This is a genomic window from Flavisolibacter ginsenosidimutans, assembly GCF_007970805.1.
GTDB lineage: Bacteria > Bacteroidota > Bacteroidia > Chitinophagales > Chitinophagaceae > Flavisolibacter > Flavisolibacter ginsenosidimutans.
This window is the reverse complement of the sequence record NZ_CP042433.1, coordinates 266,971-285,968: the sequence shown is the minus strand read 5'-3', so window position 1 is coordinate 285,968 and position 18,998 is coordinate 266,971. Positions and strand designations below refer to the sequence as shown.

18 protein-coding genes are annotated in these 18,998 nt (G+C 46.5%); 10 read left to right on the top strand and 8 right to left on the bottom strand.

Going from position 1 to position 18,998, the window contains the following annotated elements; genetic code table 11:
* Nucleotides 1-100 precede the first annotated feature (100 nt).
* The 3 genes from FSB75_RS01025 to FSB75_RS01015 form a co-directional block, all read right to left on the bottom strand.
* Nucleotides 101-1,690 carry a hypothetical protein gene (locus FSB75_RS01025; protein ID WP_146781565.1) on the bottom strand — a complete coding sequence of 530 codons (1,590 nt, stop codon included), beginning with the start codon at nt 1,688-1,690 and terminating at the stop codon, nt 101-103.
* A 393-nt stretch (nt 1,691-2,083) separates the two neighbouring features.
* On the bottom strand, nt 2,084-2,617 hold the full coding sequence (locus FSB75_RS01020; RefSeq protein WP_146781563.1) for a hypothetical protein: 534 nt from the start codon (nt 2,615-2,617) through the stop codon (nt 2,084-2,086).
* Nucleotides 2,618-2,628: 11 nt separating this feature from the next.
* On the bottom strand, nt 2,629-3,789 hold the full coding sequence (locus tag FSB75_RS01015) for a zinc-dependent alcohol dehydrogenase (protein WP_146781561.1): 1,161 nt from the start codon (nt 3,787-3,789) through the stop codon (nt 2,629-2,631).
* 207 nt (nt 3,790-3,996) lie between these two features.
* Here FSB75_RS01015 and FSB75_RS01010 point away from each other — a divergent pair, with 207 nt between their 5' ends.
* The 4 genes from FSB75_RS01010 to FSB75_RS00995 all read left to right on the top strand — a co-directional run bounded on the left by FSB75_RS01010 (nt 3,997) and on the right by FSB75_RS00995 (nt 7,692).
* Nucleotides 3,997-4,509 (top strand): GNAT family N-acetyltransferase, encoded by a 513-nt coding sequence (locus FSB75_RS01010; protein WP_146781559.1) that lies wholly within the window; start codon nt 3,997-3,999, stop codon nt 4,507-4,509.
* A 71-nt stretch (nt 4,510-4,580) separates the two neighbouring features.
* Nucleotides 4,581-5,654: a methyltransferase gene (locus FSB75_RS01005; RefSeq protein WP_146781557.1), complete on the top strand. Its 1,074-nt coding sequence runs from the start codon at nt 4,581-4,583 to the stop codon at nt 5,652-5,654.
* A gap of 204 nt (nt 5,655-5,858) precedes the next feature.
* A complete protein-coding gene (locus tag FSB75_RS01000; protein WP_146781555.1) occupies nt 5,859-7,304 on the top strand; it encodes a pyridoxal phosphate-dependent decarboxylase family protein in 1,446 nt (481 codons plus the stop codon).
* 34 nt (nt 7,305-7,338) lie between these two features.
* The gene (locus FSB75_RS00995; RefSeq protein ID WP_146781553.1) at nt 7,339-7,692 is read left to right on the top strand and encodes a VOC family protein; all 354 of its coding nucleotides are present in this window, start codon (nt 7,339-7,341) and stop codon (nt 7,690-7,692) included.
* A 66-nt stretch (nt 7,693-7,758) separates the two neighbouring features.
* Here the strand turns inward: FSB75_RS00995 and FSB75_RS00990 are convergent, their stop codons facing one another.
* Both FSB75_RS00990 and FSB75_RS00985 read right to left on the bottom strand, forming a co-directional pair.
* Nucleotides 7,759-8,142, bottom strand: a complete 384-nt coding sequence (locus FSB75_RS00990; RefSeq protein ID WP_146781551.1) for a response regulator — start codon at nt 8,140-8,142, stop codon at nt 7,759-7,761.
* 80 nt (nt 8,143-8,222) lie between these two features.
* Complete coding sequence (locus tag FSB75_RS00985) at nt 8,223-8,480, bottom strand: hypothetical protein (protein WP_146781549.1); 258 nt, start codon at nt 8,478-8,480, stop codon at nt 8,223-8,225.
* A gap of 273 nt (nt 8,481-8,753) precedes the next feature.
* Here FSB75_RS00985 and FSB75_RS00980 point away from each other — a divergent pair, with 273 nt between their 5' ends.
* Together FSB75_RS00980 and FSB75_RS00975 are read left to right on the top strand one after the other, a co-directional pair.
* Nucleotides 8,754-9,239 (top strand): hypothetical protein, encoded by a 486-nt coding sequence (locus FSB75_RS00980; RefSeq protein WP_146781546.1) that lies wholly within the window; start codon nt 8,754-8,756, stop codon nt 9,237-9,239.
* A gap of 210 nt (nt 9,240-9,449) precedes the next feature.
* The gene (locus tag FSB75_RS00975; protein WP_146781544.1) at nt 9,450-9,851 is read left to right on the top strand and encodes a winged helix-turn-helix transcriptional regulator; all 402 of its coding nucleotides are present in this window, start codon (nt 9,450-9,452) and stop codon (nt 9,849-9,851) included.
* Between the two features lie 12 nt (nt 9,852-9,863).
* Here the strand turns inward: FSB75_RS00975 and FSB75_RS00970 are convergent, their stop codons facing one another.
* A complete protein-coding gene (locus FSB75_RS00970) occupies nt 9,864-10,427 on the bottom strand; it encodes a cupin domain-containing protein (protein ID WP_146781542.1) in 564 nt (187 codons plus the stop codon).
* Between the two features lie 429 nt (nt 10,428-10,856).
* Here FSB75_RS00970 and FSB75_RS00965 point away from each other — a divergent pair, with 429 nt between their 5' ends.
* The 4 genes from FSB75_RS00965 (at nt 10,857) to FSB75_RS00950 (ending at nt 15,775) form a co-directional block, all read left to right on the top strand.
* Complete coding sequence (locus FSB75_RS00965) at nt 10,857-12,320, top strand: tetratricopeptide repeat protein (protein ID WP_146781540.1); 1,464 nt, start codon at nt 10,857-10,859, stop codon at nt 12,318-12,320.
* A 199-nt stretch (nt 12,321-12,519) separates the two neighbouring features.
* The gene (locus FSB75_RS00960; RefSeq protein WP_146781538.1) at nt 12,520-14,223 is read left to right on the top strand and encodes a S8 family peptidase; all 1,704 of its coding nucleotides are present in this window, start codon (nt 12,520-12,522) and stop codon (nt 14,221-14,223) included.
* 171 nt (nt 14,224-14,394) lie between these two features.
* Nucleotides 14,395-15,246, top strand: coding sequence for a dienelactone hydrolase family protein (locus tag FSB75_RS00955; RefSeq protein ID WP_146781536.1), 852 nt, complete (start codon nt 14,395-14,397; stop codon nt 15,244-15,246).
* Nucleotides 15,247-15,265: 19 nt separating this feature from the next.
* Complete coding sequence (locus FSB75_RS00950; RefSeq protein ID WP_146781534.1) at nt 15,266-15,775, top strand: DinB family protein; 510 nt, start codon at nt 15,266-15,268, stop codon at nt 15,773-15,775.
* Between the two features lie 155 nt (nt 15,776-15,930).
* Here FSB75_RS00950 and FSB75_RS00945 read toward each other — a convergent pair whose 3' ends face one another.
* Nucleotides 15,931-18,111, bottom strand: coding sequence for a carboxy terminal-processing peptidase (locus tag FSB75_RS00945; RefSeq protein WP_227990736.1), 2,181 nt, complete (start codon nt 18,109-18,111; stop codon nt 15,931-15,933).
* A 269-nt stretch (nt 18,112-18,380) separates the two neighbouring features.
* A complete protein-coding gene (locus tag FSB75_RS00940; RefSeq protein WP_146781530.1) occupies nt 18,381-18,971 on the bottom strand; it encodes a hypothetical protein in 591 nt (196 codons plus the stop codon).
* Between the last annotated feature and the right edge of the window lie 27 nt (nt 18,972-18,998).

Here is an 18,998-nt window from a genome sequence, read left to right as displayed (position 1 = left end):
ATGAAAGGGGCCAAAAAGGGACACGTTTAGGGTTTGTGTCTTAAAGTTAACCCTTAATACGTCTTCAAAAGGCAGGCGGTTGCGTGTGTAAAAATATTTTTTATAAAGAGCCAGAATTTTTTGCCGCAATCATGCGGTGTTCGCGTCTTACCAGGTCGGCTAAATATTTTTTGTGAATGATTTCGGCAAGCGGACGTTGGTAAACTTTGCTCTCCACCCATGAGACAATGTCCAAGTAAACAAACACCCGGGTTTGAAGACGGTTGCGTTCGAACTTTTTGATGCGCTGCAAAAACACCTGCAATTCTTTCTTGATTTTATCGGGGGAAAGACTGAAGGAACGGCGAAGGAATTTGAGAATCTCTTCTTCCAGCAAGGTCAGGTTTTTCATCTTGGCCATGAAGCGGTAAACCGATCGCGAGAGGTATTCAACCAACTCGTAATTGCCCAATTCGTAATGTGCCAGCAAGTGTTGCAGCCGTGCATAACATTGCAGGTCATAACGCAGGCCCACATCATCGTTAATAATCTTCTGCAGGTAGTCAATGCAGGTATCAAAATCGCCGCTGCCAAAGTAAAGCGAGGCGATTTTATAATCAAGCACCATCACACGGTGCGGGTCAATAAAAACCGCATTCTCCTTGAGCTTTTCTTCGATGTGCGGTATCAATAACAAGCCTTCCTTAAACGTTCCTTTTAAAAAATGCGTGTTGATTTTTGCCTGCACCACGTAAAGAAAAGATTGTACGCGAAAGTTGTCGTTTTCCTGCACACGTTCTGTCTGCGCAAAGGTTTCCAAGCGCTTGATGGCGTCATCTAATTTTTGGTGGTGACGCAAATCAAACAGTGCGTTCAGAAGATTGTGCAACCCTTTAATGTAGTGGCCTGTTTCTACCCGTTTCATCAACGGTTGCTCCTCAAAAAGGTTCACCCACTTTTGCGTGTAGCGGTAATACATTACCCAGTCCTGCCGGATAAACGAATACCAGGTAAAGCTTTGGTAGAGATAAAGTTTTTCGTAAAAGCCTTGCTGCGCCGAAGCGTTGCCCGGCAAATGCGTTTGCATGAAAGTTTTAATGGCTGCTTCGTCTTCTTCGTCGCGGGTGTGCCCGTGCTTGATGTACCAACTGTAAAGTTGAATGGCCAGATTGGAAAGCCGCGTCACCATGTCAATGTGCGTACTCACTTCCAATGCTTCTGCCGAAAGGCTTTCCGCACGGTCTTGCATGCTGCGGGTAATGTGCAGCGATTCGATTCTTTTTTCCAGCGCAATGGCTTGCGCCAGAAAGGTCATCTTCTGATTGGCCTTTGCCAGTTCCTTCGTCTTCTCAAGAATTTTCAGGCTTTGCAGAAACAAACCTTTCTTGTAAAGAATGTGCGCATAGTCGAACTGCTCGTTCAATTGCAGGTCGAGACTGTCGGCACTTTTGAGCAGGCGAAGACTTGCCAGAACTTGTTTGTACAAATGCGCTTTTAAATTAGAGAGTTGCACCTTTTGTACCGCCGGAAGCCGCTTTAGCAATTTGGCTTCGTCGTATTCCTCCATCTTGTCCATGGCATCAAACAACTGAATGATCTTGAGGTTTTCGTTGGCCGAATTGCGTTTGATAAAGAGCTTAAAATGCCTCTTTTCCGCTTTTTCCAGCGAATGGATCAATTGAAACAATATATCGTTTGAGCGTTTGGACATTCCTCCTAAAAAATGCTGAAAGACACGGCCGGCGCGTCTTTCAGCGAATTTGGTTTCGTTTTGGCATCGTGTCCCCGGTTAAAAATTAACCGGTTCGGACAAAACGCCGGGCTATTTTAGTGGCATCAATGGTTCAAGTAGCAAGCAACCGTAAAATTAGCGGGCAACCGTAGATAAAAAAGAAGAAATAACTTTTTTCATATAGCAAGCAATCGTTAGATCGTCCGCTGTTTCCACAGCGGACTTTGTTTTACAAGTATAGGGCATTCTCTTGTACAAGCCAACTTTCCTTTTCAATTTTCTTTTGGGTTTTGCGCCGCACAATTGTGCTCTACCCGAATAACTGCAAACGGCCTGCAATGAAATGCGCAGGCCGTTAAGAACACGTTGAATTCAAAACGAGAACCGTTTCTTTTTTTTCTTTTTTGTTGAGAGCAAGGCAATCACCGTTGTTGCAACAAGTGTTGTCACCGCAATTTTTGTAATCAATCCTTTCCGGTTGTACTTCCATTCCGCATTCCATCCGCGTTCGGCGAAAACATTGGGAATGTGGCCGTGCGCCAAATCATCCACGATGCCTTCAATGGCGTTGATGCGGTCGGCCATGATCAGCGGCAACCAGTGCAAAGAACTGCCTTCGCTGTGTTGAAAAGCATAACGCCGAAGCATACCGCTTAATCCCGATGGGGGCGACACGGTGCCAAAAGCCGCTGTCACGTTAGGCCGCTCGTTGGAATGCAACACCTCAACGTCCACGGGTTGCAAAGGCGGACGTTCGTAATGCAACCGTTGGTGATCGTCGCCGGTGTAATGCTTCATTGGATAGGTCGGCTCGTTCTCCGGATCGGCATCAATGCCCCAACCCGGTATGTCTTTGTACGTTTCGTCTGTACGTTTTTGTACGTCTACGTTTGCTACGTTTTCCATAATCATTTTGTTTACGCTGCCTTGGCAGATGAAGGAATCAAAATGGGTTTGATACAATTGTCACGCTTCGCGGAAAAGATGTGGTAAGCGTCTGATACTTCTTCCAGCGGAATGCGGTGCGTAATGATTTCCTTTGGATTCAATCGGCCCGACATCACGTGATCAATCAAACGCGGAAGCAATCGTTTTACCGATGCCTGGTTGGCGCGAATGGTAATGCCTTTGTTCACCACGTTACCAATGGGCACGAAATTCCACGTGGGTCCGTAAACTCCAACAATGGAAACAATGCCGCCTTTCTTCACCGAATTAATGGCCCAGAACAAAGCCGTTGTGGAACCGGCCTGCAGCAAAGTTTTCCGGCCGGTTAACGTGTTCATGGCACTGCCCGCAGCTTCGCATCCAACGGCATCTATGCAAACATCAGCGCCGAAATAATCGGTTTGTTTTTTTAAGAACAAGACCGGATCGCCAATTGATCGGAAATTGTAAACCTCGCACTTCGCGTAGTTCTTTGCAAACTCAAGCCGGTAATCCAGTTGATCAATCACGATCACCCGCGCCGCGCCGAACAACCACGAGCAACGTGCTGCCATGATGCCGATTGGACCCGCGCCAAACACTACCACCGTATCACCCTTTTTAATACCGCCCATTTCGGCTGCCTGATAACCCGTCGGCACAACATCGGTTAACAACACAGCATCGTCCAGATCCATGCCTTGTGGAATTACGGTTGGACTAACGTCGGCATAAGGCACGCGAACGTATTCTGCCTGTCCGCCGTCGTAGCCACCGGCTGTGTGCGAATAGCCAAAAATGCCGCCAACGGCGGTGGCTTCGGGGTTGGATTCGTGGCAATTGCCGTAGAGTTCCTGCTTGCAAAACGGACACATGCCGCAAGCAATGTTGAAGGGTACCAGCACGTGATCGCCAACTTTAAGTTTCTGTACGGCCGAACCTGTTTCTACAACAATGCCGGTGAACTCGTGGCCGAAGGTCATGCCTACTCTTGTGTCCGGAACAAGGCCGTGATAGAGGTGCAAGTCAGAACCGCAAATGCACGAACGTGTCACCTGCACAATGGCGTCGCCAGGGTGCAGAATTTCGGGATAAGGTTTGTTGCGATCGGCCCGCACACGGAAGGGCCCGCGGTAATTCATGGCTAACATAATGCGTTGTTTTTTCGTTCGTAAAAAATTTGTTGCTTCCCTTTAAATTGATGATCGTCTTATCTGTTCCTCAAAACAAATTGCATTTGTTATGCGCCTTAAAAAACATGCCGCAATAAATGTTCAGCTTCAAAAAAGATCAATTGCGTTGGACGCTCCAGAGCAAGCAGTTCCTTTTTCAACGCTTTGCCGTTTTATCTTCGCGTTATGAATTTTCGCACGGCAACAACCTCCGATGCTCCCGCATTGAACAAGCTTGTAAACAGCGCTTACCGCGGCGATAGCTCAAAAAAAGGCTGGACCACCGAAGCCGATTTGTTGGACGGCGTTCGCACCAGCGAGGACTCACTAAGAAGAACGATAAATCGCAACGACGCCATCGTTCTGTTGGCAGAAGAAGACGGCGAGTTAAACGGTTGCGTTTATCTTGAAAAACAGAACGATGCATTATACCTCGGCATGTTGACCGTAAAGCCCGAATTGCAAGGCAAGGGTTTGGGTGCACAGTTGATGGCCGCTTCGGAAAAGCACGCAAAACAAATTGGCTGCAAAAAAATAAAAATGACCGTCATCACCGCAAGAGACGAACTCATTGCTTATTACGGCCGCAAAGGTTTTGTGGACACAGGTTTCCGCGAAGATTTTCCAAAGGATCCGGCCTTCGGCATTCCGAAACAACCGCTTCAGTTTATGGTGATGGAGAAAAGCCTTCGCGACTGAACGACTTTATCCAAGTCAGAATTTTTAACTTTAAGGAAACAGTCTTTCCTCACCGTTAAACCTCACACGTTATGCTTGCTGAATCAACTGCCAAACAAACAAACGTCCCCGTAACGTTAGATCCTTCACGCATCATGCAATTCGGCATGGGCTTTTGGGCTTCAAAAGTTTTGCTTACGGCTGTAAAACTGAATTTATTCACACATCTGGCCAGCGGTGCTTTATCCGCAAAAGGCATCAAAGAGAAATTGGGCCTGGGCGCATCCGACCGGCATGTGTACGATTGGCTTGACGCTCTTGTTTCACTTGGGCTTTTGGAGCGCAAAGGCCTGCTGGACGAAGCGCTTTACAGCAACGCCGAAGACACGGATTTTTTTCTTGATAAAAACAAGCGCAGCTACACCGGCGGAATACTGGAAATGGCCAACAACCGTCTCTATAAATTTTGGAACGATTTAGAAGACGGCTTGCGTACGGGACAACCCCAAAACGAAGGCAAGGGCAAGCCGCAAGGCAACATGGAATTTTTTACCGAACTCTATCAAAACGAAGAAAGGCTACAGGAATTTATGGATGCCATGAGCGGTATTCAGGCCGGGAACTTTATGCTGCTCGTTAACAAATTTGACTTCAACACATACGATACGATGTTGGACGTTGGCGGCGCCGATGGATGGTTGAGTGTTCAGGTTTGCTTGCGGCATCCATCCATTCAATGCACAACCTATGACTTGCCGCCGGTTAAGCCATTGGCTGAACGAAAAATTGCGCAGTTCAGTTTATCCAACCGCATTCGCGTTGCCGGTGGCGATTTTTTAAAAGACGAGTTACCAAAAGCCGGCATCGTTACAATGGGAAATATCCTGCACGGCATGAACGAAGAAACCAAAGCCCAATTGGTGAAAAAAGTTTATGACCTCTTACCCGAAGGCGGCGCTTTGATGGCGATTGAAAACATCATTGACGACGAACGCCGGCAAAACACATTCGGCTTGCTTATGAGTTTAAACATGCTGATTGAAAACGGCGATGCTTTTGATTACACGATGGCTGACTTTGAACGCTGGACAAAAGCCGCAGGCTTTAAACGCACGGAACGCATTCCATTGGCCGGCCCGACAAGCGCCGCCGTTGCGCACAAATGAAGGCGGTGAGCTACCAGCAATCGGCCGTCAGCAATTAGCAATAAACCCAAAACGCCTGAACTAAATTCAGGCGTTTTGTTTGGCGAAAATATTTTGACACAGTATTGTTGGATCTATGTTCTTGGCTGGCAGCTGATTGCCGACAGCCGACAGCCGACAGCCGATTGCCATTTCAATTACCTTTAAGCAAACCAAAATCCACTCATGCAACACGAAGAATTCAGGCAGGCCGGCCATTACCTTGTTGATTACATCGCGGATTATTTAAACAACGTTTCCGGCAAAGCTTTGTTTCCCGATGTAGAGCCTTCTTTTTTATACGAACTCTTTGACGAAGCCATTCCGCAAAAGCCAAAACCCCTTGCGCAATTACAAAAAGAACTCGAAGAAAAATTGATGCCTTATCTCACACACGTCAATCATCCAGGCTATATGGGCCTCATCACGCCTTCGCCAAATCCCGCCGGAATTCTTGCCGATCTTCTTGCATCGGCCATCAATCAAAACGTTGGCGCCTACACCATCGGCCCTTCAGCCGTTGCGATGGAAAGAAGAGTAATTCGTTGGTTGAATGATTTGATCGGTTACGATGAAAACGCCGGCGGCAACTTAACCAGCGGCGGTATGATGGCAAATTTCATCGGCATTAAACTGGGCCGCGACTGGACCACCGGCGACACGGCGCAGCACGAAGGTTTGCACGGCGAGTGGGCTGTTTATGTTTCCGAAGAACGCCACGTATCCATTGATAAATCGGTAGATGCCGCGGGCATTGGAAGAAATTATTTGCGTGCACTGCCAACCGATGAATCTTACCGCGTTCGGATTGATGCGCTGGAAGAAGCGATTGCCAATGACAAAGCAAAAGGGATAAAACCCATTTGCATTGTTGGACTTGCTGGAACGACAAACCTTGGCGCAGTAGATGATTTGGAGGCATTATCAAAAATTGCAAAAAGAGAGAACTGTTGGTTTCATGTAGATGCGGCTTACGGCGGTGGCATGTTGCTTTCGCAGAAATATCCGACTGCGTTGAAAGGATTGAGCCTTGCTGATTCTGTTACCATTGATCCGCACAAATGGTTTTACGCACCGCTTGATGCCGGCGCCGTGTTGGTAAAAGACCATCAGCGCCTTACAAAATCCTTCGGCATTCAACACGCTTATCTTACGGACAGAACAAATCAAAAATCGGAACGCTACCAGTTTTACGTTCACGGTTTCGAACAATCAAAACGTTTCAGGAGTTTGAAAGTCTGGGCCAGTTTTCAGCACTACGGAAAAGAACAAATTGGTGAATGGATTGACCAGAATATTGCGCAGGCAAAACACTTGCACCGTCTTGCCATAAAAGATGGCTTATTTGAATCAGCCATTGAGCCGCCGATGTCGGCCATCTGTCTGCATTACAAAGGCAACGACTTAACTAAAGAGCAATCCAAGGCCTTGCATTACGAAGTGGCGGCCCGCATGGAACGCGGCGGAAAATTTTGGTTTGCTTCTACCGAAATGAAAGGCAAGACCTGGTTTCGCATCAACCCCGTAAACATTCATACAACGCTTGAAACGATGGATGCCTTGTACGCCTTGCTCAAGCAAACCTGCAAGGAAGTTGAAGCCGAAATGATTGGGCAAAGGGAAATCGTTTGAGTGTAATCTTGCCAATCATTCATAAAAAACAACCATGACTTTTCTTTCTCTTCAGCCTTTTGTGCCGTCGGGCACCGACATTGCCAAAGCCAAAGATTTTTTTCAGGAACTGGGTTTTACGCTTACCTGGGATGCCGGCGACTATGCCGGTTTTGAAAGCGGTGAATGCAAGTTCATTTTACAGAAGTATGATGACAAAGCCTTTGCGGAAAATTTTATGATCAGCGTTCGCGTGACGAGTGCCGATGAGTTTTGGAAAGAAGTAAAAGAGAAAGGTTTAGTAGAGAAGTACGGTATTCGTTTGGGCGAACCGGTAAATCAACCCTACGGCCGCGAAGTAAACGTCATTGATCTTGCGGGTGTTTGCTGGCATTTTGTAGAAGGCTAACAACGGCTTTCTTCTTTCAACATTGCGTAAAAACAAAGCCCGGTTTTTCAACCGGGCTTTTTCAAACTAATTCATCAACCCTTTAATGGCCTGGTAAAGCTGGTCTCTTGTAAAAGGTTTTTGCAAAAAAACGTCCGCACCGTTTTCCAGCGCCACGTCCTCCGCCGACGCATCAAAACCCGAGATCATGATGATGCGGATGTTCGGATAATTCTTTTTAATGAAGCCGATGAAATCAACGCCGTAACCGTCGGGCAGTTTGTTGTCGAGGATGACAACGGCCGGTTGCGTTTGTTCAAGATAAGCTTGCGCCGCCGCAAGGTCTTTTACGTGTTCAAGCTCCATTTCTTTTCCGTTGAGTAAAATATTCAACAGAAGGCACATGTCGCCTTCGTCTTCAATGATAAGCACCTTCTTGGTTTTGGTGCTTTCGAGAGTCGGTTGTTCCATGATGTAGGTTCTTTTGGTGAATGTGTGTACGATTAAAAGTTCTCAGGCAATTTTCATTTGCACCGGCAGTAAAGAAAAAATCATTCCAATTGTTCAGGCTGCTTTTTTTCAGCGGCTTTCCGGGCAAAGCTCAAGGCCGCCACCGGCGACTCAAACAACTTTGCTTCGCCGTCTTCGGTTATTGTTTCGCCACCGCTTTCGTTTTCAGTTGGTTCTTTGAAAAAGATCGTTGCCGTAAAATATTCGGTAGGAATAACATTTGGATTTTCACGATGTACCGGACGCGGGTCCACTTTAATCCACACGTCTTTTCCGCCGACGGAATGCTTTTCAACCATGCGATTTTTAGTTTGGCGGTTACAAAGTTGAGGCCACGGGTTTTACTTTCTTTTGCAAAGTTCAATAAGGGTATGCGATGAATTTTTATAAATCAGAAGTTCGTCTATCCATTTGGCTTTTGTTGCGTCGCACACTTGTGTGTTTTGTAAGTCTATTTGGCAAGCGGTTGCGGGTATAAATTTGTGTTGGAAACCAAGAGAAAGTTATACCCGCAGTAGCATATATTTACGTGTTGTGCGTCACTTTACATAACAGTCCGTTTCCAAAATACCGTGAATAATCTTCCTAACATAACAAGACATTTTAATTACTGGCTGACTGGAACAGGTTGGGCTGAAGTTACCTTCGCCAACGACAAACAAACCATCACCTTTGAGGTTTCATATTTGAGCGACCCTCTATCTGATTTTTTTGAAGCACTACAACGTTTATTACAAAAGGAAACTACTTCGGAAAAGGTCGTTTTTGCAGATGAGCCAGGAGAGCATAGCCTTGTCTTGACAACAGTTAGTGACAGCCATTTGAAGATTGAGGTTTATTGGAGTGACGAATGGGAAGAAATAGCAATAGTGCCAACAATTGTGACAAATAAAAAGCTTGTTTATCAGGACACTGACACGCTTAAGAACTTTACAAAGACTGTACTTGCTGGTATAGAAGACCTACTGGGTAGAACCACAATGGAAGAATATAAAAAACAGTGGCGTCTATTTGAGTTTCCAAAAGACAGTTACAACAAACTTAAGCACTTGATTTAAGACGCTGCTTGAGGAAAAGCGAACGCACAACATGGTGTTTATAAAATAGCGGCTTGACAGCAAGTGCTCAACAACATATCTTTATTTATCATTGGAACAAGCGTGAGGCTGAAGTAACACTGAATACCGCTACTTCATAAACACCTGTTCCGTTAGTGGAAATCTCAGAAAGCGCTTTGCCACAAATGTGGAGTAGTCTAACTTGACGTTATGAACAATACAGATGAGCTATATACTGGCTGCCCGGTTCAGCATGCCAGGCAATTCATTGCCGGTAAATGGCAAATGGGCATCCTGTGGAATTTAAGCAATCAATCCATGGGCTTCGGTGAAATTAAAAGTAAACTGCCCGGCCTATCAGATAAAATACTGATGCAGGAGCTGGACTTTTTTGTTCAGAAAAAAATTATTAACCGTAACAGTTTTGAATTTCCAACGGCCAAAACCGAATATGCGTTATCGTCTATGGGCCGAAGCTTAATCCCCGTCATCAATGCGATAGTGGAATGGGGTTATTTCAACTTACAGGATGAACAGGTTAGCAAAGAAATGAGCCTGACACCTGTGCCTGTTATCGAAGCTATAGAAGACGGTATGGCTGAAAGAGAATAAAGGTTTTATTGTTTACATCTTTGGAAACTTGACACCATATTTTGACGCTGTCGCAACCAGCTTTTTAATATCAGGCGGTCCTTGAGGCATAGGTGGAAGCTGCAATTTTTCCGCAGGATTGCTCATTTCAACAAAGTAATTTTCCAATCCGCCGGGAGTAAGCAAAATCAACGTTTCCAGCTTTTCAGATTGTATTTTAAAAGAGTGCTGGATGTTTTTAGGCAAAAACATAAGATCGCCTTCTTTTGCGTGGAATGTTTGATTGCCTACCGTGTACACAACTTCGCCTTCCAGTATCAAAAAAGCTTCGTCTTCTTTTGTGTGGGTATGAGGCGGCGGTTCCAGCCCCCGGCGTTCTGTGGCTCGAAGCAAAGCATAACGCCCATTCGTGTCTTTAGACGTAACGAGCAGTGACATTAAATGACCTATGTACCAATAGGAATTTTCTTTATTCCTGTTGGCAAGCATTGGTGTCAGTTGTGCTTCCTCTTTTTCCCTGTTGGCAAATGCTTCAGGAACCATAAATAGGCTGCTCATTATTCCCATTGTTTTTAAAAATATTTTTCTCGTTGGCATAATCGGTAATCTTTATAGGGCAAACCTACAGGGTTACCGATGCGAAAACATTGAACTTACCAAAAGGTAAGATGCTGGAAAGACAAGCTTTTACTTGTACTGTTAATGTAAAAGGCATACGCTAATAAGGGATTGCAAAAATGCAGGCTGACGGAAGTCTTGTTTCAACTGCAGTACTCTGTTCAGCCACAGAACCAGCTTGACCGGATCTATTGAACGATGCACAGCTCAACATCTTTTATCTTTACTCAGCAGCCGTTAGCCGGTCTGAGGGAATTTTATTTCTTGCGCTTCGACAACACTTTAACGTTGCCCACCCGCCTATTTCTTTCTTCCTTATAAAAGCCTAACTTTAAGAGACAATCGCTCCCCCATCCACCACTCTACCAAAACGCCTCCTCTATTTCTTCACGCCTTAAAACTTGCATTATGAAACAGCTCGTGCACACCGTTCTGTTCCTGCTTCTGCTGTTGCTTTCTACAATTGGATGGTCGCAACCCACGGGATCGTCCAACATTCAATTCACGTCCACTTCCGGCGAGGCCGTCACCAATTTCAGAGAAGGACTGAAATTCGCCGACCTGAGTGAAGCCAAAAAAGCAAGAACCTATTTTGAAAAAGCCGTAGGCCTCGATCCAAAACTCGCCGTCGGTTACACCTACCTCGCACTGGTTTCGGTAACGCCGCAGGAGTTTACAGCAAACCTCAACAAAGCCAAAGAAAATCTTGGCAACGCAAACGATTGGGAAAAGCTTTTCTACCAAATAGCCGAAACGTATCTGAACAACGATGTGGAGAAACGCCTGTCCGCCGCCAAACAAATGGTTTCGCAATTCCCAACCCTTGGCCGCTCTTACACTACGCTGGGCCAGGCCTACGCCGATGGCGGCGATTACGACAAGGCAAGATCTTCGTACATGAAAGCCGTGGAAATCGAACCTTCATGGCCCGGTGGCTTCAATGTTATTTCCAGTTCGTTTTTGTTTGAAGAACCCAAGGATTTTAAAAAGGCTGAACTGTACGCCAACAAACTCGTAAGCCTGATGCCTACCAGCGGTGCCTACATTTTGCTGGGCGATACTTACCGGGCGCAAAACAATTTGCAAAAGGCAGACGCCGCGTATGCAATGGCGGTTGAAGCCGACAAAGAAGCTCCCGAAGCTTACTACAAAAGAGGACACGTACTGTCCTTCGCCGGCGAATACGATAAGGCAAGAGAGCTTTACCGCAAGGCTGCGGCGCTCGATGCAACGCCAACCTTCGCCATGGAAAACGTTGCCGCTACTTATCTCCACCAAAACGCACCGGACAAGGCCATTAATTTTTTAACCAATGAATTAAAAACGGGCAGCGGCATCAGCGATGCGCAAAAAGCCGATGCGGCCAAATACAATTATCTCACCGACATCATCACCATTGCATATCATACCAATAAAGGACAACTGACACAAACGATGCTTCCGCAACTTGAAACGCTTTCCAATGAGCTTGGGCAAAGCTTTAAAGACGCCGATGCGCAGGCAACGGAAAAAAGTTATTTGCTTTCGTGGAAGGTCTTGGCCGCACTGGCAAACAACAAAGTTGAAGAAGCAAACGCCAGAGCCGTGGAAATGAAAACAGCGTTGGCAAACATTCACAACCCGCGCAAGCTGGAAACGTATGAATTTGTCATGGGGCAAATTGCCTACCGGCAAAAAGAGTACAAGAAAGCCATCGGCTATTTTATGATGGCGAACAAACAAGACATTTACAACCAATACTGGCTGGCAAAAGCCTACGAAGCCGACGGGCAATCGGACATGGCAAAAAAGCTGTACGCACAAATCGCTGTTTATAATTTCAACTCCATTGGCTACGCATTGGTGAGAACAGAGGCAAAGAAAAAAAGCTAAAGACGCTTTTATTTCAGCAAAAGCCTTCCGTCAAACCGGAAGGCTTTTGCTTATAAATACACGCTTGAAATTTTCTTTAAACAAAGGCCTGTAAAGTAAGCGGCATCAGGCTTTGCGGCCAGAAACCGGCGGTAGTTTTCACAAGTCCTATAAACTCTTTGGCCTACTTTTACCGCTATTCAAAAAAACGAAATCGTATATGAACGTAAAACGCACCCTGCTCTCCCTGTTAATGGCAGGCCTTAGCCTTGCAACCTACGCACAAAAACAGGCACCCAACGGCTGGCATCTTTCCGATCCGCAAACAAGCGGTTACTACGGCATAAGCCTTGATAAAGCCTACAATTTTTTAAAAGGAAAGAAAAGTCAAACGGTTGTTGTGGCTGTGATTGACTCCGGCGTGGACACAACCCACGAAGACCTGCGTCCCATCTTGTGGACGAACCCAAAAGAAATTCCCGGCAACGGCATTGATGACGATAAAAACGGTTACGTGGACGACGTTCATGGCTGGAACTTTCTCGGCAACAAAGACGGACGCAACGTTGGCAAAGACAGTTACGAAGCCGCCCGTGTTTACCATCGTTACAAAGCCAAGTTTGAGAACATAAAAGATCCGTCAACCCTGAGCAAAGACGACCAGGAATTGTACACCATGTGGAGCAAGGCCGCAAAGGACGTAACCAAAGGCGTTGATCCGTCAAGCATCATGCTCATCAAGCGCATTTATTCCGAAGTAAAAACCGGCGATTCTGCTATTGTAAAAGACTTGGGCAAGTCGGTTTATTCCGTGAAAGACTTGCAGGCTTACACGCCCAAATCGAAAGAAGCGGCTGCGTTTAAGAACATCATGGTTGGCACCAGTGCGCAAAACAACAACAACACCGACATCACCAACAAAAACCTGTTGGATGAATTGGAATCCGAAATGGCGAAAGCCGAATCAGCTCAAACGCCGCCGCCAAATTATCGCGGCGATATTGTAAAAGATAACGAAGCCGACATCAACGACCGTTATTACGGCAACAACGATGTGGAGGCATTGGGTGCTGATCACGGAACACACGTTTCCGGCATCATTGCCGCCGCCCGCAAAAACGGCAAAGGCATTGACGGCATTGCCGATAACGTTCGCATCATGATGGTGCGTGCCGTACCGGATGGCGACGAGCACGACAAAGACATTGCAAACGCCATTCGCTACGCGGTTGACAACGGTGCGAAGGTCATCAACATGAGTTTTGGCAAAGGCGTTTCGCCGGAAAAATCCTGGGTAGACGATGCAGTACGTTATGCGGAAAGCAAAGGCGTTTTGTTGGTTCACGCTGCGGGCAACGAGTCTGCTGACAATGACACGACCTGGAACTTTCCCAATCCTGTTTTCAAAGCCGACAAGCACCGCGCAACCAATTGGATTACGGTGGGTGCAAGCGGCGCAGAGAAAAATAATTTGGTCGCCAATTTTTCAAATTACGGCAAAGAAGAAGTGGACGTGTTTGCACCGGGTGTGAACATTTATTCTTCGGTACCGGGCGGCAATACGTACGCAAATTTTTCGGGTACGTCAATGGCTTCGCCAGTAGTTGCCGGTGTTGCGGCGTTGATTCTTGAATACTATCCGCAGTTTACACCGCAACAGGTAAAAGCAATTATTGAGCAGAGTGCTGTGCCGTTTACGGGCGATGTGACGAACCCGGAAACCGGCGAAAAAGTTAAGCTTTCATCGCTTAGCCGCACCGGCGGCGTGGTGAACGCTTACTCCGCGGTAATCATGGCCGATGAACTGGCGCGTACCGGCAAGTTTAAAACTCCCGGCGGCAAAATAAAAGTTGACAGCAAAGAAGTGAAGATTAAAAAACAACAAGGCGCCGAAAAGAAAAAGGAAAAAGTAAAATCAGCTTAGTTTAAGCTGTCTGAGGCGTCCTCTACTCGCCGAAAGGATGGTCACCCTGAGCTTGACGAAGGATCGTCTCCAGCAATAAAATTCAACAGACCCCGCAACTTTGCGGGGTTCTTTTTTGTTGACCTTTTTTCTTGAACTTTAGTCTCCAATACAAACCCTTAAATTTTTTCTATGCAAACAAAACCAGCATTCCTTCTCTCCTGTTGCTTTGCTCTCGGCTTGCTTTCCTGCAACAACCAAAACGAGAGTCAATCAACAGAAACCAAAAAAGACAGTATGCAAACGACTACCACAAGTGCCACCATCAAAGAAGAACCCGTAACGTATTCGGCGAACGGAACTACTTTAAAAGGCTACGTTGCTTACGACGAAAAGAAAACTGGCAAGCGGCCGATTATTTTGGTTGTGCCCGAATGGTGGGGCATGACGGATTACCCGAGAATGCGGGCAAAAATGCTGGCCGATCTTGGCTACTTCGCAATGGCTGTGGATATGTACGGCGACGGGAAAATTGCGGCCGATCCGAAAGAAGCACAAGCCGCCGCAACACCTTTTTATTCAAACCCGCAAATGGGCAAAGAGCGTTTGGACGCGGCACTGGCAAAAGCCAAAACCTTTGCGCAGGCCGATACCTCGCAAGCCGTTGCCATTGGTTATTGCTTTGGCGGTTCGATGGTGTTAAATTATGCCAAGATGGGTGCACCCGTTTTGGGTGTTGTTAGCTTTCACGGAGGACTTCAAACCGTACCGCCGCAAAAAGGTACCAAAGCACAATTTCTAATTTGCCACGGCGGCGCAGATTCCTTTGTGCCGCAAGACCAGGTAGATGCATTTAAGAAAAGCATGGACTCTGCAGGCGTTGCTTATACCTTTAAGGTTTACCCCGGAGCCACACATGCTTTCACCAATCCGGCCGCCACGGAAAAAGGCAAACAATTCAACATGCCCATTTCGTATAACGCCGCCGCTGACACAGCTTCATGGAATGACATGAAAGCCTTCTTTGCAAAAATTCTTCATTAAAATTTTCAATCAGCAAGCAATGCCAAAAGCCGATTTAACCACCATTCCCGAATGGTTTCACAAGTACGTAAAACTTGTAAAAGAAGACGATGCCAGCGAAGCCATGCGCGCCAACACGACCGCTGTTCTTCCTTTTCTGCAATCCATTCCCGAAGAAAAATGGACGCACCGTTATGCCGAAGGCAAGTGGAGCATTAAAGAAGTGGTGCAACACCTTATTGATGCCGAACGCATTTTCGATTACCGGGCTTTGTGCATTGCCCGTGGTGAAACGGTTTCGCTTCCGGGTTTTGACGAAAACACCTACGCAGAAAAATCAAAGGCTCATAACCGGTCAAAAGAAGAATTGATAGAAGAATTAAAAGCCGTGCGTGAAGGAACAGAAAAGCTCTTTGCTTCGTTGGATGATGAACAACTCTCCGCAAAAGGGATTTCCAACAACAACCCGATTACGGTAAATGGTCTTGGCTATATCATTCCCGGTCACGTACAGCATCACGTAAATATTTTGAAGGAACGATACTTGTAAGGACAAATAGTGAGATGGCAGAGGTGAGACGTGAAACCGTGATGACTTTTCGATTTGACACGCCCTGCGGTTTCACGTCTGTCATCTCACGTCTCACTGTTAAAGAAAAAATCCCTCACACTTGCGAGGGATTTTTTATGTTGGAAAGAATACTTTTAAAATGCTTTCACCGGCTCTTTTTTCTCCGATGATTTCGCCAGGTTTTGTTGCGAAACAATGTCTTTGATCACCTTTACAGCCTGGTCAACGTAAACGTCTTTGCTTACGCCACTCAACCATTGTTTGTAACGTTCGTTTTTGTCTTTGTCGGCCGAAACGTATTTGCTTTCGTCAACTTTTAAGAACGACGTTGCCAAAGGTTTTTGCAGTTTGGTCAAATTGTCAATGCGCTTGATCGCGTCGCGTATTTGCTTCTGATCCTGGCGGTATTTGTCCAGTTGCAGAGAGTACGCTTTGTCGTTTTGCTTGCCCACGTAAACGCTTGCATCCTGAATGCGCTTGAAGGTGGTATCAGCGGCAATACGTGTGCTGGCTGCCTGCTTCACAACATCAAGATTGTACCCGGCTTTCCATTTGTTGTAAGTTGCTTTACTGATCTCGTCGTAAGGCAACGAATACGGATTGTCTCTTTCGCGAATCTTCAAACGCTCCAGATAATCGGGAACAACAATATCGGGCTGCACGCCTCTTTGTTGCGTAGAACCACCGCTGATGCGATAAAATTTTTGCAGCGTCAGCTTTAACGAACCCAACTCCGAATTTTGATTGGAGAAATTTGATTCGGGATCAAGGCCAATGGTACGCTGCACCGTGCCTTTGCCGTATGTGCTGGTACTGCCAATGATCACACCGCGACCGTAATCCTGAATGGCTGCCGCTAAAATCTCGGAAGCCGATGCGCTCATTTCGTTTACCATTACTACCAGCGGGCCGTCGTAAACAACGCCTTCATCGCGGTCTTTCATTACTTGCGGTTTACCCTGGCGGTCGCGTACCTGAACGACTGGTCCCTGGTCAATGAACAAGCCCGCAATTTGAATTACGTCGTACAAAGCGCCGCCGCCGTTGTTACGCAGGTCAATCACGATGCCGTCAACGCCTTCGGCTTTTAATTTATTTACTTCTTTGGCCACGTCCATACCGCTGCGCACCCCGTTCATTTCGTTGAAGTCAGCGTAAAATTCCGGCAGGTAGATGTAGCCTGTTTTTTGTGAACCTTCGTTAATCACTACGCTTCTTACATACGCTTCGTCCTGCACAATTTCATCGCGAACGAGGTCAATCGTTTTCAGCGTTCCGTCTTTTTTACGAAGGGTGAGTTTTACTTCCGTGTCTTTTTTACCGCGAATAAGCTTCACCGCATCCTGCACCGTAAATCCGGAAAGTTCAACCGGGGCTTCTTTGCCTTGTGCCACACGAACAATAATATCGCCGGCTTCAACCTGTCCGCTTTTTTGTGCGGGGCCGCCGGGCAAAATGCTGGCAATTTTAATGTTGCCTTCGTCGTATTGGAGTTGTGCGCCGATGCCGTAAAACTTACCGCTCATTGTTTCGTCAAAATAACGTTTGTCCAGCGGCGGCATGAATTCCGTATGCGGATCTTCCATCTCGGTGATGGTATTCACAAACACGTCAAACTTGTCTTCTTCGGTAAACTTGTTGTGATAACGGTCAAACGTGCGGGCCATGGCAGCCGATACTTTGTCGCGGGCTTCTTTCTCTAATTCTGCGTCTGTCTTGTTAATCGCACCTTCTTTCCCTTTGCTGCTCTCTCGGCTATCGAGCAAATCGGCATAGCGTTGAAGCGTCAGGTACTTCAGGTATTTGCGCCACTCTTCTTTGCGGGCGGCTTCGGTTGCAGGAAACGGTTTTTTATCCGCGTCGGCATTATAAGTTTCGTCTTTTGTAAAATCAAAAGGCTTGGCCAAAATTTCTTTATAATAAGCTTCGGCTTCTTTAATGCGAACGTCGAAGATTTTACCGGCTTCTTTGAAAAAGGTGACCGGCGCAGCGCCTTTCACTTCTTCGTCAATGGTGGTGGAATATTTGTCGAGCGACTTTACATCAGCTTGCAGGAAAATGTTTTTTTCGGGGTCGAGGTCTTCAAAATATTTGTTGAAGATTTTCCGGGAAAAATCATCGTCAAATGTTTTGGGTTCGTAGTGGCCTTGTGTAAGGATGGCGCCTACGATTTGGAGGATTTTTTCGTACTTGCCGGGAGGCAAGGTGTTGGTTTTTCCCTGGGAACGGAAGGCAAAGAAAACGCCGGCCAAAACCAGTGCCAGGACAATGGGTAATCTCTTCATATCAAAAATGTAGTTTAGTGCTTTACGCATACCTCTCAAATTTAGAACAAAAAGAAAGCCTGAAAAGTCTTTGGGGGTTTTTAACGCGGATTTTTGATGAGCGGTTCTGGCCTGCGCTTCCACGAACGAAAGCCGTTAGCGGCAAAGTGAATTGGAATCTGCCCGTTGTTGTTCTGAACGCTGAAGTGTGCGACGCAACCGGCGATGATTAGAATGACAAAAGCCGGTTTCCAAAAAGAGAAAACGCCCAATCATTCAAGTTGATTGAACGTTTTAAGCATCGTCGAAAAACAAGGCCGCTACTGCCCCGCCAAGGCCATCACCTGCTTGTAGCTGTAATTATTTTTTACCGTTTGCGCATCAAGACCGCGACTGTCCAAAAATTTTTTTGTCATTACCACGTACTGAAACTGCATATCCTTTAGCGTGGCGCCGTTGCCCATTAGGGGCAAACTTCCTTCGGTTAACGGCACGGCGTACTCAACCGACACGTTGCCTTCGGTGCTTGCATCGGAAAAATAATTCATGTGGGTGTTGGGCCTTTCGGCGGGCGGCAGAAAATAAAAGGGCATCAAAGTCGGGTTCACAAAATCCGCATAGCTACCGGTGGCGTTTGCATATTTCGCATATGTCATTACTATCCCACCGTTTAGGGCTCCGCGGCCAACTTCTGGCGTTTGGCGCAACAGTTTGAATTTGCTAACGCCGCCTTCGTTTGTTTTCGTCCAGTTGGCAGATTGTTCCCAAGCCGAAACAAAAGCGCCGTCCTGCGTTGTAGCGGAAGCGGTTTGATCAATGCCTGCGTTTGTGGTGTTGTTTTCCTTGAGGTCTTGTTTTGAGCAAGCGGTAAAGAAGGCCGCAACGGCCAGAAGAGTAATCCACTGTTTCATAACTCACGATTTTGGTTTCTCAAGTTG

What these genes read in the sequence shown, in the direction of transcription:
- FSB75_RS01025 (WP_146781565.1), bottom strand. Translation starts at nt 1,690, where the DNA reads ATGTCCAAACGCTCAAACGATATATTGTTTCAATTGATCCATTCGCTG.
- FSB75_RS01020 (WP_146781563.1), bottom strand. Translation starts at nt 2,617, where the DNA reads ATGGAAAACGTAGCAAACGTAGACGTACAAAAACGTACAGACGAAACG.
- FSB75_RS01015 (WP_146781561.1), bottom strand. Translation starts at nt 3,789, where the DNA reads ATGTTAGCCATGAATTACCGCGGGCCCTTCCGTGTGCGGGCCGATCGC.
- FSB75_RS01010 (WP_146781559.1), top strand. Translation starts at nt 3,997, where the DNA reads ATGAATTTTCGCACGGCAACAACCTCCGATGCTCCCGCATTGAACAAG.
- FSB75_RS01005 (WP_146781557.1), top strand. Translation starts at nt 4,581, where the DNA reads ATGCTTGCTGAATCAACTGCCAAACAAACAAACGTCCCCGTAACGTTA.
- FSB75_RS01000 (WP_146781555.1), top strand. Translation starts at nt 5,859, where the DNA reads ATGCAACACGAAGAATTCAGGCAGGCCGGCCATTACCTTGTTGATTAC.
- FSB75_RS00995 (WP_146781553.1), top strand. Translation starts at nt 7,339, where the DNA reads ATGACTTTTCTTTCTCTTCAGCCTTTTGTGCCGTCGGGCACCGACATT.
- FSB75_RS00990 (WP_146781551.1), bottom strand. Translation starts at nt 8,142, where the DNA reads ATGGAACAACCGACTCTCGAAAGCACCAAAACCAAGAAGGTGCTTATC.
- FSB75_RS00985 (WP_146781549.1), bottom strand. Translation starts at nt 8,480, where the DNA reads ATGGTTGAAAAGCATTCCGTCGGCGGAAAAGACGTGTGGATTAAAGTG.
- FSB75_RS00975 (WP_146781544.1), top strand. Translation starts at nt 9,450, where the DNA reads ATGAACAATACAGATGAGCTATATACTGGCTGCCCGGTTCAGCATGCC.
- FSB75_RS00970 (WP_146781542.1), bottom strand. Translation starts at nt 10,427, where the DNA reads ATGCCAACGAGAAAAATATTTTTAAAAACAATGGGAATAATGAGCAGC.
- FSB75_RS00965 (WP_146781540.1), top strand. Translation starts at nt 10,857, where the DNA reads ATGAAACAGCTCGTGCACACCGTTCTGTTCCTGCTTCTGCTGTTGCTT.
- FSB75_RS00960 (WP_146781538.1), top strand. Translation starts at nt 12,520, where the DNA reads ATGAACGTAAAACGCACCCTGCTCTCCCTGTTAATGGCAGGCCTTAGC.
- FSB75_RS00955 (WP_146781536.1), top strand. Translation starts at nt 14,395, where the DNA reads ATGCAAACAAAACCAGCATTCCTTCTCTCCTGTTGCTTTGCTCTCGGC.
- FSB75_RS00950 (WP_146781534.1), top strand. Translation starts at nt 15,266, where the DNA reads ATGCCAAAAGCCGATTTAACCACCATTCCCGAATGGTTTCACAAGTAC.
- FSB75_RS00945 (WP_227990736.1), bottom strand. Translation starts at nt 18,111, where the DNA reads ATGCGTAAAGCACTAAACTACATTTTTGATATGAAGAGATTACCCATT.
- FSB75_RS00940 (WP_146781530.1), bottom strand. Translation starts at nt 18,971, where the DNA reads ATGAAACAGTGGATTACTCTTCTGGCCGTTGCGGCCTTCTTTACCGCT.